The following is a 12,305-nucleotide window of genomic DNA, read 5'->3' as shown; positions in this document are numbered from 1 at the left end:
CTCCTGTCTTAGCGTGCCGGCTGAGTAGTCGTGGAAGACTGCTCAAAGTGGTAGCGACCAGTTTTCAGGCTGCTTGGTCCACGGCGTGCGAATTTGAACATCAGGTACAATTCAGCCACCAGGAACAGGGTGTACAGACCACAAATCAGCAGCATCGAGAAGAGCAGATCGCCCACGCTCAGCGACGAGTTTGCCACCGCAGTCGGCAACACTTCACCTATCGCCCACGGCTGACGGCCGTATTCCGCCACGAACCAACCGGATTCGATAGCGATCCATGGCAGCGGAATAGCATACAGCGCGATGCGCAGCAGCCATTTCTTCTCGCCAATCTGATTACGAAGCACCGTCCAGAAGGAAGCCGCAATGATCCCCAGCATCAGGATGCCGCAAGCAACCATGATACGGAATGCGAAGTACAGCGGCGCAACGCGTGGAATAGAATCTTTGGTTGCCTGCTGGATTTGTGCTTCCGTCGCGTCGGCAACGTTCGGGGTATAGCGTTTCAGCAGCAGACCGTAGCCCAAATCTTTCTTCACGTTGTTGAACTGATCGCGAACCGCCTGATCGGTGGAGCCAGCACGCAGCTCTTCCAGCAGACTGTAAGCTTTCATCCCGTTACGGATACGCTCTTCGTGCTGTGCCATCAGGTCCTTCAGACCGATAACCGGCTTATCAACCGAACGGGTGGCAATAATGCCCAGCGCGTAAGGGATCTGAATTGCGAAGTGGTTAGTCTGTGCATCCTGGTCAGGAATACCAAACAGGGTAAAGGCCGCCGGAGCCGGCTGCGTTTCCCATTCGGCTTCGATAGCCGCCAGTTTGGTTTTTTGCACGTCGCCCATTTCGTAACCGGATTCATCGCCGAGGACAATAACGGAGAGAATAGCGGCCATACCGAAGCTGGCTGCGATAGCAAAGGAGCGTTTAGCAAAGGCGAAGTCACGACCGCGCAGCATGTAGTAGGAGCTGATGCCAAGAATGAACATCGCGCCGCAGACATAACCGGAGGCTACCGTGTGAACAAATTTCACCTGGGCAACAGGGTTCAGGACCAGCTCGGAGAAGCTGACCATTTCCATGCGCATGGTTTCGAAGTTGAAGTCTGATGCGATCGGGTTTTGCATCCACCCGTTAGCGACGAGGATCCACAATGCTGACATGTTGGAACCCAGCGCGACCAGCCAGGTTACCGCCATGTGCTGCACTTTACCCAGACGATCCCAGCCGAAGAAGAACAGGCCGACAAAGGTAGATTCCAGGAAGAAGGCCATCAGACCTTCAATCGCCAGCGGCGCACCGAAGATATCGCCCACGTAGTGAGAGTAATACGACCAGTTTGTCCCGAACTGGAACTCCATGGTCAAACCGGTTGCCACACCCAGCGCAAAGTTGATACCAAACAACTTGCCCCAGAACTTGGTCATATCTTTATAAATCTGTTTGCCGGAAAGGACGTAAACCGTTTCCATGATGGCCAGCAGGAACGCCATACCGAGCGTCAGTGGCACAAAAAGGAAGTGGTACATCGCGGTCAAGGCAAACTGTAAGCGCGACAGTTCGACTATATCTAACATCATGACTCCTTGCTCATCGCATGAAGACTCCGAGAATGAACCCACCGCAGTAAGCTCATACGCATGCCCCAATACAAAATAACTTGCTTCCCGCTTCGTTACCGTTTCGTCACCAGATGAAACAGCTCCTCGCAAAGGTTACAAATACGTTAACGAAAAACCCAATTGATTCCCCAATATATTACGCCGCAATAACCTTACAATAAACAGGATTTTATTGAATCTGTTTTACATTTACGACAGTGATCAATATATAGCGAATTTGCCCGGTTTAGGCCAATTTGATTGGCGACAATTTAACGATTTTTTGGGATTTTTTCCAAGCTTTAAGTCTTGATATAAATCAATTTTTTCCATGCATGTTAATTATGTATCCCAACAAAGAATAATGGTGAAACTAATGTTAAATACATGTTTAAAACATGCCAACAATAGTTACCAAAAAGAGAGATATGAGAAGTACAGGTAATATGTTTTAACGTTAAGGCGAATTTCGTAAAAAAAACGCCGATCTGAATAATGTTAGACGCCTCACAGTAATTTGCCTAATAGACAGCATCAATTAAGTCATCATTTTTATCTTTTACTTTTTTCAGCAAAAATAGTCGTGTGAACCCTGCCCTCCCCCGCCTGGAAATAATAGCACGATAATTATAAAAATAAGGTGATAAATCAATACAATAGAGAGGGTTTCTCAGGGAAGAACGATAAAACCATCAGGTGAATGCTCCTGTCACGATGGCTGATGCGGGGAATCGCAGGCATAAAAAAGGCCACCTGACGGTGGCCAACCATGTCGAAATCGGACATTTAACTGCTCACAACGAGCAGAGAGGGTTTACTTGATGATGGCTTTCAGCGCTTCGCCGATATCAGCCAGGCTGCGTACGGTTTTCACACCCGCTGCTTCCAGCGCTGCGAATTTCTCATCCGCCGTACCTTTACCGCCAGCGATGATGGCGCCTGCGTGGCCCATACGCTTGCCTTTCGGCGCGGTAACGCCCGCGATGTAGCCGACAACCGGCTTAGTCACGTGATCTTTAATGTAAGCTGCAGCTTCTTCTTCAGCGCTGCCGCCGATTTCACCGATCATGACGATCGCTTCGGTCTGCGGGTCTTCCTGGAACATTTTCAGGATGTCGATGAAGTTAGAGCCTGGGATCGGGTCACCGCCGATACCGACGCAGGTAGACTGGCCGAAGCCATAGTCAGTGGTCTGCTTAACCGCTTCATAGGTCAGCGTACCGGAACGGGAAACGATACCCACTTTACCCGGCTTGTGAATGTGGCCCGGCATGATACCGATTTTGCACTCGCCCGGGGTGATAACACCTGGGCAGTTCGGACCGATCATCCGCACGCCAGCTTCATCCAGCTTCACTTTCACCGTCAGCATATCCAGAGTCGGGATACCTTCGGTGATGGTGATGATCAGCTTGATGCCCGCGTCGATCGCTTCCAGGATAGAGTCTTTACAGAACGGAGCCGGAACGTAGATAACGGTCGCCGTCGCGCCGGTCGCTTCAACGGCTTCGCGCACGGTGTTGAACACCGGCAGGCCCAGATGCGTGGTGCCGCCTTTGCCTGGCGTCACGCCGCCAACCATCTGAGTACCGTAAGCAATCGCTTGTTCAGAGTGGAATGAACCCTGGCTACCGGTGAAGCCCTGGCAGATAACCTTGGTATCTTTATTAATTAAAACTGACATTATTTCCCCTCCACTGCGGCAACAACCTGCTGTGCTGCGTCCGTCAGACTTTTCGCTGCAATAATATTCAGGCCGCTGTCAGCCAGTTTTCTCGCGCCCAGTTCGGCGTTGTTACCTTCCAGACGTACGACAACCGGTACGTTAACGCCCACTTCTTCGACCGCGCCGATGATGCCATCAGCAATCAGGTCACAGCGAACGATACCGCCGAAAATGTTAACCAGAACCGCTTTAACGTTGTCGTCAGAGAGGATGATTTTGAACGCTTCGGTTACGCGCTCTTTGGTTGCGCCGCCGCCAACGTCGAGGAAGTTAGCCGGTTCGCCGCCGTGCAGCTTAACGATGTCCATGGTACCCATCGCCAGGCCAGCGCCGTTAACCATGCAACCGATGTTGCCGTCGAGTGCAACGTAGTTCAGTTCCCACTGTGCAGCCTGAGCTTCACGCGGATCTTCCTGAGACTGGTCGCGCATTTCACGCAGATCCGGCTGGCGGAACAGTGCGTTGCCGTCAGCGCCCAATTTGCCATCGAGGCAGATCAGGTCGCCCTGCTTGGTGATAACCAGCGGGTTGATTTCGATCAGCGCCAGGTCGCGTTCCAGGAAAATGTTCGCCAGACCCATGAAGATTTTGGTGAACTGCTGAACCTGTTTACCTTCCAGACCCAGTTTGAACGCCAGCTCACGACCCTGGTACGGCATTGGGCCGGCCAGCGGATCGATGGCAATTTTGTGGATCAGGTGCGGCGTTTCTTCCGCTACTTTTTCGATTTCCACGCCACCTTCGGTGGAGGCCATGAACACCACGCGACGGGAGCTACGGTCAACAACAGCACCGAGATACAGCTCTTTCGCGATATCAGTCGCTGCTTCAACCAGGATCTGGTTAACCGGCTGACCGTTAGCATCTGTCTGGTAGGTCACCAGACGTTTACCCAGCCAATGCTCGGCAAAGGCGCGAATGTCTTCTTTACTGTTAACTACTTTCACACCGCCCGCTTTACCGCGGCCACCAGCGTGAACCTGACATTTCACTACCCACGGACCCGCACCGATTTTTGATGCAGCCTCTTCTGCTTCACGCGGAGTAGTACAGGCATAACCCACCGGCGCCGGTAAGCCATAGCGGGCAAACAGTTGTTTTGCCTGATATTCATGTAAGTTCATGTGTTCAGTCCATCCTTCAGGTAATCGTTATCATGTAGTCTGTAAAGCCCGCAGGCCCACAGCGCTGATGATGTTTTTATTGGCCCGGTGAGCTGAACGCTTCCGGGCCATTATCACTACACGTCCAGCAGCAGACGAGTCGGGTCTTCCAGCAGTTCTTTAATAGCAACCAGGAAGCCTACCGATTCACGTCCGTCAATCAGACGGTGGTCGTAGGAGAGTGCCAGGTACATCATCGGCAGAATTTCTACCTTGCCATTGACCGCCATCGGGCGATCTTTAATGGCATGCATACCCAGAATGGCGCTCTGCGGTGGGTTGATGATTGGCGTGGACATCAGAGAACCGAAGACGCCGCCGTTGGTAATGGTGAAATTACCGCCGATCAGGTCATCTACAGTCAGCTTGCCGTCACGGCCTTTCACTGCCAGCTCTTTAATATTCTTTTCGATGTCCGCCATGCCCAGCAGGTCAACATCACGCAGAACCGGTGTTACCAGACCGCGCGGCGTGGACACAGCCATGCTGACGTCGAAGTAGTTGTGGTAAACCACGTCATCGCCATCGATGGACGCGTTCACTTCCGGGTAGCGTTTCAGCGCTTCAACCACGGCTTTCACGTAGAAGGACATAAAGCCCAGACGGATACCGTGACGTTTTTCGAAGGCATCGCCGTACTGCTTACGCAGATCCATAATCGGCTTCATGTTGACTTCGTTGAAGGTCGTCAGCATGGCGGTAGAGTTTTTCGCTTCCAGCAGACGCTCGGCAACGCGTTTGCGCAGACGGGTCATCGGAACACGTTTTTCTGAACGGTGGCCCAGCTGTGCAACCGGAGCGGCCGCTGCGGCTGCCGGTGCTTTCGCTTCAGCTTTCGCCGGTGCAGCTGCCAGATGCTTCTCAACATCTTCACGGGTCAGACGACCGCCAACACCGGTGCCTTTGATCGCGTTAGCATCGAGGCTGTGCTCAGCCAGCAGGCGACGGATCGCCGGGCTGAGGGCATCGTTGCTCTGCTCTTCCAGAGACGCCTGTTGACGCTGAGCCGGGGTGGACTCTTTCGCATCGGCTTTCGCGGCGGACTCTTTACCCGCGCTGTTGCCTTCACGCAGGCGACCAAGGATCTGGCGAGAAAGCACGGTTGCGCCTTCATCTTCCAGTACTGCATCCAGAATGCCATCCGCTGAAGCCGGTACTTCCAGTACCACTTTGTCAGTTTCGATTTCTACCAGCACTTCATCACGCTGGACGCTATCGCCCGGTTTTTTATGCCAGGTCGCAACGGTCGCATCAGCGACGGACTCAGGCAGATCGGGAACCAGAATATCTACGCTACTCATTATGTATCCTTTAATTAATCGACGTTCAGCGCGTCATTGACCAGATCTTGTTGCTGTTTCTGGTGAACGGACATATACCCTACTGCCGGAGAGGCAGAGGCCGGGCGGCCTGCGTAACGCAGAGAGGCCCCAAATGGAATCACTTCACGGAAGTGATGCTGGCTGCAGTACCACGCGCCCTGGTTGAGCGGTTCTTCCTGACACCAGACAAAGTCATGGACGTGAGCATAAGGCTTCAGCGCTTCCTGTACCGCCTGATGCGGGAACGGATAGAGCTGCTCTACGCGCACGATAGCGACATCTTTTTGGTCGTTCTTACGGCGTTGTTCCAGCAGGTCGTAGTAAACCTTACCAGAGCACAGCACAACACGCTTCACGCCTTTCGGGTCGAGATCGTCGATCTCACCGATAGCCGGCTGGAAGGTGCCGTTCGCCAGTTCGTCGAGGCTGGAAACTGCCAGCGGGTGACGCAGCAGAGATTTCGGCGACATCACCACCAGTGGACGGCGCATACCGCGCAGCGCCTGACGACGCAGCATGTGGTAAACCTGAGCTGGCGTTGACGGGACGCAGACCTGCATGTTTTGTTCAGCGCACAGTTGCAGATAACGTTCCAGACGCGCGGAGGAGTGCTCCGGGCCCTGACCTTCGTAACCGTGCGGCAGCAGCATTACCAGACCGCACATACGGCCCCATTTCTGCTCACCGGAGCTGATGAACTGGTCGATAACCACCTGAGCGCCGTTGGCAAAGTCACCGAACTGCGCTTCCCAAATGGTCAGCGTGCGCGGTTCTGCAGTAGCGTAGCCGTATTCGAAGGCCAGGACCGCTTCTTCAGACAGCACGGAGTCCCAGACTTTGAAATGTTCCTGGCTGTTATGCACATGCTGCAGCGGGGTGTAGGTCGAACCGTTCACCTGGTTATGAATGACCGAGTGGCGGTGGAAGAAGGTACCGCGACCGGAGTCTTCACCGGACAGACGGATAGGGATCCCTTCATCAACCAGCGTGGCGTAAGCCAGGTTTTCCGCAGCGCCCCAGTCGAACAGCTTCTCACCGGCAGCCATTGCCTGACGATCGCCATAAATCTTCGCTACGCGAGACTGCATTTCGATGCTGTCCGGCACGGTGCTGATGCGTTTGGCCAGCTCCTGCAGACGTTTCATCTCTACGGTGCTCGGGTAGTTCTCATCCCATTCGTGGTTGAGGTACGGCGACCAGGTGAAGGAGTGCAGGTTCATCGGGCGCCACTCCTCGACCACGCATTCGCCGGCATCCAGCGCATCACGGTAGAGGTTAACCTGTTCGGTGGCATCTTCCAGCGTCGACACTTTATCCTGCTCAAGTTTGTCGGCGTAGATTTTGCGCGGCGTCGGATGCTTTTTGATTTTCTGATACATCAGCGGCTGGGTTGCACTCGGCTCATCGGCTTCGTTATGGCCGTGACGGCGGTAGCACACCAGGTCGATGAAGACATCGCGTTTGAAGGTATTACGGAAATCCAGCGCCAGACGGGTAACGAAAGCGACCGCTTCCGGGTCATCCGCGTTGACGTGGAAGATCGGTGCCTGAACCATTTTACCGATGTCGGTGCAGTATGGCGTAGAGCGCGCATCCAGCGGGTTCGAGGTAGTAAAGCCTACCTGGTTGTTGATAACGATACGCACGGTACCGCCAACTTCGTAACCACGAGCCTTGGACATGTTCAGGGTTTCCTGAACCACGCCCTGACCGGTCACCGCGGCATCACCGTGGATAGTAATCGGCAGAACTTTATTGCTGCTTGGTTCGTCGAGGCGATCCAGACGAGCGCGGACGGAACCGATAACCACCGGGCTGACGATTTCGAGGTGTGACGGGTTAAACGCCAGTGCAAGGTGCACCAGGCCACCTTCGGTCTCCATGTCGGAAGAGAAGCCCATATGGTACTTCACGTCACCGGTGCCGAGGTGTTCTTTATGTTTACCCGCGAATTCGTCAAACAGCTCCTGCGGGCGTTTACCCAGCACGTTGACCAGCACGTTCAGACGACCACGGTGCGCCATACCCAGAACCACTTCACGGGTACCGCTCTTGCCTGCGTGGCGAATCATCTCTTTGAGCATCGGGATCAGCGCATCGCCGCCTTCCAGCGAGAAGCGTTTAGCACCCGGGAATTTCGCGCCGAGATAACGTTCCAGCCCTTCCGCAGCGGTCAGCTCGGTCAGGAAGCGTTTTTTCTCGTCAGCGGTAAAGCTGGCTTTCCCTGCTACTGATTCGATGCGCTGCTGGATCCAGCGTTTTTCTTCAGTAGAGGTGATATGCATGTATTCTGCGCCGATTGCGCCGCAGTAGGTTTGCTTAAGCGCGGCGATCAGATCGCCCAGCTTCATCGTGTCTTTACCGATGGCAAAAGAACCTACGTTATAGCTTTCCTGGAAATCGGCCTCAGTCAGATCGTGGTAGGCAGGATCGAGATCCGCTACTCTGTCTTGTTTCCACAGTCCCAGCGGATCGAGATTCGCATGCTGGTGACCACGGAAGCGATATGCGTTGATGAGCTGCAGGACTTTAACCTGCTTCACATTGGTATCAGGGTCGGAAATCGAAGAAGTGTAACGTGAGGCATCCTTCGCCAGTCGACGGAAATAATCACGCGTTTTCGAATGAAATTGATCCGGTTTGACTCCGGTGCCAGGTAACTGCTGGAACATAGAACGCCAGTTGGCGTCAACAGAGTCAGGATCGGTTAAGAAGTCTTCATAGAGCTGTTCTATCCAGCTCTGGTTCGAACCAGAGAGGTAAGAAGAGTCCAGCCAGGCTTTCATTGCGCCGTTCTGCATCGTGATCCCTTAAGCATTTATATGCTTATTTCGCCGTAGAAACTACCACGCACAATAATTGTACGTGCCGGGGTTCACTTGTCGCGGACGAATTGTGGTTTCTTCCGCTAAGGAACCTTTAAAAACTGCCATTAATCTTCTGCGTTCAGGCTGCGGTTGCGTTGGCTGCCTTCGCTTACCCCGGTCACATAGTTCACTATGCTACCCGGGATGCGCTCAGTTGCCGTCTTACCTCGCTCTGAACGCCTTGATTACTGGTACATATTTGGCGGTTTTTAAAGATTTCCTGCTACCTGTCCCCTCTCCTCATTGGGAGAGGGTTAGTGGTAGCCCGGATAGCGATAGCGCCATCCGGGACAAACCTTGTTACTTACGCACTACGCTGCAGCAGCATCGACTTAATATGGCCGATGGCGCGCGTCGGGTTCAGCCCCTTCGGACATACACTGACGCAGTTCATAATGCTGTGACAGCGGAATACGCTGAAAGCATCGCTCAACCCTTCCAGGCGGCTGTCGGTTTCGGTATCGCGGCTGTCGATCAGGAAACGATACGCTGCCAGCAGACCAGCCGGGCCGATAAACTTGTCCGGGTTCCACCAGAACGACGGGCAAGACGTTGAACAACATGCGCACAGAATACACTCGTACAGGCCATCGAGTTTTTCACGCTGCTCTGGCTTCTGCAGGTGCTCGCGGGCCGGAGGATTTTGCCCATTATTCAACAAGTAAGGCTTAATCTTCTCATATTGTGCATAGAATTGCCCCATGTCCACAACCAAATCGCGGATTACCGGTAAACCGGGCAGCGGACGGATGACAATCTTCTTACCCGGCTGATTCAGCGCGGAGATCGGCGTGATACACGCCAGACCGTTTTTGCCGTTCATGTTCAGACCGTCGGAGCCACAAACCCCTTCACGGCAGGAACGACGGAAAGAGAGCGACGGGTCTTTTTCTTTCAGCTGCATCAGAGCATCGAGCAGCATCATGTCACGACCTTCTTCCGCTTCCAGGGTGTAATCCTGCATATGCGGAGCATCGTCTACGTCCGGGTTATAACGATAAACTGAAAACTCGAGTTTCATATTCCTGTCTCCGCATTAATAAGTACGAATCTTCGGCGGGAATGCCGGACGCAGTTTCGGTTCCATGTTGACGCTACGACGCGTCATGGATTCCGACTCTGGCAGATACAGGGAATGGCACAGCCAGTTTTCGTCATCGCGCTCCGGGAAGTCGAAGCGGCTATGCGCGCCACGGCTCTCGGTACGGAAGTTTGCCGACACCGCAGTGGCGTAAGCGGTTTCCATCAGGTTATCCAGCTCCAGACACTCAACGCGCTGGGTATTGAACTCGCTGGATGTGTCATCCAGACGGGCGTTTTTCAGGCGCTCGCGGATTGCTTTCAGCTGCTCAAGGCCCTTCGCCATCGCATCCCCTTCACGGAATACCGAGAAGTTGTGCTGCATACATTCCTGCAGCGCTTTGCGGATTTCGACCGGGTCTTCGCCGTTACGGTTGCCGTTCCAGCGGTTCAGACGTTCCAGAGATGCATCGATCTCTTCTTCCGTCGCGTCACGCAGAACGCCCTGCTCGGCGATAGATTCCTGCAGATGCAGACCCACCGCACGACCAAACACCACCAGGTCAAGCAGCGAGTTGCCGCCCAGACGGTTTGCACCGTGGACCGATACGCAGGCGATTTCACCGACCGCGAACAGACCCGGAATCACCACATCTTCACCCTGCTCGTTGACGGTCAATGCCTGGCCGCTCACTTTGGTCGGAATACCGCCCATCATATAGTGGCAGGTTGGGATAACCGGAATCGGCTCTTTCACCGGGTCAACGTGGGCGAAGGTACGGGAGAGCTCAAGGATACCCGGCAGGCGAGATTCCAGAACTTCTTTACCCAGATGGTCAAGTTTCAGTTTCGCATGCGGGCCCCACGGACCATCGCAGCCACGACCTTCACGGATTTCGATCATGATGGAACGCGCCACCACGTCACGACCCGCCAGGTCTTTAGCATTCGGCGCATAACGCTCCATGAAGCGCTCGCCGTGTTTATTCAGCAGATAGCCGCCTTCACCACGGCAGCCTTCGGTGACCAGAACCCCGGCGCCGGCGATACCGGTCGGGTGGAACTGCCACATTTCCATATCCTGTACCGGAACGCCGGCACGGATAGCCATCCCGACGCCGTCACCGGTATTGATGTGGGCGTTGGTGGTGGATTGATAGATACGGCCTGCGCCGCCGGTCGCCAGGACCGTTGCACGGGCTTTGAAGTAAACCACTTCGCCGGTTTCAATACACAGCGCGGTACAACCTACCACGGCGCCATCGGCGTTCTTCACCAGGTCCAGGGCATACCACTCGGAGAAAATCGTGGTGTGGTTTTTCAGGTTCTGCTGGTACAGCGTGTGCAGCAGTGCGTGACCGGTACGGTCAGCCGCCGCCGCAGTACGTGCCGCCTGCTCGCCGCCGAAGTTCTTCGACTGGCCGCCAAACGGACGCTGATAAATGGTACCGTCATCAAGACGTGAGAACGGCAGGCCCATATGGTCCAGTTCAAGAATCGCTTCCGGACCGGTTTTGCACATATATTCGATGGCGTCCTGGTCGCCAATATAGTCCGACCCTTTCACGGTGTCGTACATGTGCCATTCCCAGTTATCTTCATGGGTATTACCGAGCGCCACGGTGATGCCACCCTGCGCAGAAACGGTATGGGAACGAGTCGGGAACACTTTGGAGAGCAGCGCACAGGTCTGGCCGCTCTGGGAAATCTGCAGTGCCGCGCGCATACCTGCGCCACCAGCACCAATCACAACTGCATCAAATTCTCTGACTGGCAATTTCATCACACACCCCACACCACAACAAATCCATAAAGAACGTAAGCCACCAGCGCCGCAACGATAACCAGTTGCAGAACTAAGCGCACAGCCAGTGGTTTAACGTAGTCCGTCAATACCTGCCACATCCCAATCCACGCGTGAATCAAAATGGAGATCAGAGCCAGCAGGGTGAAGACTTTAGTGAACGCGGAGGAGAAAAAGCCCGTCCAGACTTCCCATGTAATGTCACCTGAGATGGCAAAAAAGCCGACCATATAGATGATGTAAAGGGTCAGAACGATGGCGGTAGCACGGACCAGAATGAAGTCATGTACGCCGTTACGTCCCAGTGCAGAGGCGTTGCTTACCATACGAGGACTCCTGCGAGAAGTGAAAGCACGACAGTAATAACAAAAGAAATCTTAGCGGAGCGTGTCCCTACTTCGAGGGTTTCTTCCAGATAACCAAAATCCATCATCAGGTGGCGAATGCCCACAACGGCGTGGTATGCCAGCGCGGTCAGAATGCCCCACATGATAAACTTCACGAAGAAGCTACCCATGATGGATGACGCCACGAGGAAACCTTCGGGAGAGGAAAGGCTGGTGCCCAGCAACCAAAGCAGAATTCCGACCGCCACGAAGGTGATCACACCGGAAACGCGATGGAGAATGGACGCTATCGCAGTGATTGGGAACCGGATCGTTTGCAAATCCAGATTGACAGGTCTTTGTTTTTTCACATTTCTTACCATGAATAACGCCCACATGCTGTTCTTATTGTTTCCTTCCTCCGGTCTGCTTGCGGGTCAGACAGCGTCCTTTCTATAACCTGTGGTCATGATTAA

General features: G+C 54.0%; 9 protein-coding genes. All 9 read right to left on the bottom strand.

Annotation, left to right across the window (positions count from 1 at the left end; all coding sequences use genetic code 11):
• Positions 1-8: 8 nt before the first annotated feature.
• A complete protein-coding gene (cydA, locus tag EDF82_RS13275) occupies positions 9-1,577 on the bottom strand; it encodes a cytochrome ubiquinol oxidase subunit I (RefSeq protein WP_123756000.1) in 1,569 nt (522 codons plus the stop codon).
• 838 nt (positions 1,578-2,415) lie between these two features.
• Positions 2,416-3,285 (bottom strand): succinate--CoA ligase subunit alpha, encoded by an 870-nt coding sequence (sucD, locus tag EDF82_RS13270; RefSeq protein ID WP_123755999.1) that lies wholly within the window; start codon positions 3,283-3,285, stop codon positions 2,416-2,418.
• The gene (gene sucC, locus EDF82_RS13265; protein ID WP_123755998.1) at positions 3,285-4,451 is read right to left on the bottom strand and encodes an ADP-forming succinate--CoA ligase subunit beta; all 1,167 of its coding nucleotides are present in this window, start codon (positions 4,449-4,451) and stop codon (positions 3,285-3,287) included. Before sucC ends, sucD begins: the two co-directional genes overlap by 1 nt.
• 116 nt (positions 4,452-4,567) lie before the next feature.
• Complete coding sequence (gene odhB / locus EDF82_RS13260) at positions 4,568-5,791, bottom strand: 2-oxoglutarate dehydrogenase complex dihydrolipoyllysine-residue succinyltransferase (RefSeq protein ID WP_123755997.1); 1,224 nt, start codon at positions 5,789-5,791, stop codon at positions 4,568-4,570.
• A 14-nt stretch (positions 5,792-5,805) separates the two neighbouring features.
• Positions 5,806-8,613 carry a 2-oxoglutarate dehydrogenase E1 component gene (gene sucA / locus EDF82_RS13255; RefSeq protein ID WP_123755996.1) on the bottom strand — a complete coding sequence of 936 codons (2,808 nt, stop codon included), beginning with the start codon at positions 8,611-8,613 and terminating at the stop codon, positions 5,806-5,808.
• Positions 8,614-8,983: 370 nt separating this feature from the next.
• Positions 8,984-9,700 (bottom strand): succinate dehydrogenase iron-sulfur subunit SdhB, encoded by a 717-nt coding sequence (gene sdhB / locus EDF82_RS13250; protein ID WP_123755995.1) that lies wholly within the window; start codon positions 9,698-9,700, stop codon positions 8,984-8,986.
• A 15-nt stretch (positions 9,701-9,715) separates the two neighbouring features.
• A complete protein-coding gene (sdhA, locus tag EDF82_RS13245; RefSeq protein WP_123755994.1) occupies positions 9,716-11,482 on the bottom strand; it encodes a succinate dehydrogenase flavoprotein subunit in 1,767 nt (588 codons plus the stop codon).
• Positions 11,482-11,829 (bottom strand): succinate dehydrogenase membrane anchor subunit, encoded by a 348-nt coding sequence (gene sdhD, locus EDF82_RS13240; protein WP_123755993.1) that lies wholly within the window; start codon positions 11,827-11,829, stop codon positions 11,482-11,484. The genes sdhA and sdhD overlap by 1 nt, the downstream gene beginning before the upstream one ends.
• Positions 11,823-12,227, bottom strand: coding sequence for a succinate dehydrogenase cytochrome b556 subunit (gene sdhC, locus EDF82_RS13235; protein ID WP_187042985.1), 405 nt, complete (start codon positions 12,225-12,227; stop codon positions 11,823-11,825). The genes sdhD and sdhC overlap by 7 nt, the downstream gene beginning before the upstream one ends.
• Positions 12,228-12,305 lie beyond the last annotated feature (78 nt).

This window comes from Klebsiella sp. BIGb0399, assembly GCF_003752615.1.
Lineage (GTDB): Bacteria > Pseudomonadota > Gammaproteobacteria > Enterobacterales > Enterobacteriaceae > Klebsiella > Klebsiella lignicola.
This window is presented reverse-complemented; position numbering and strand designations above follow the sequence as displayed.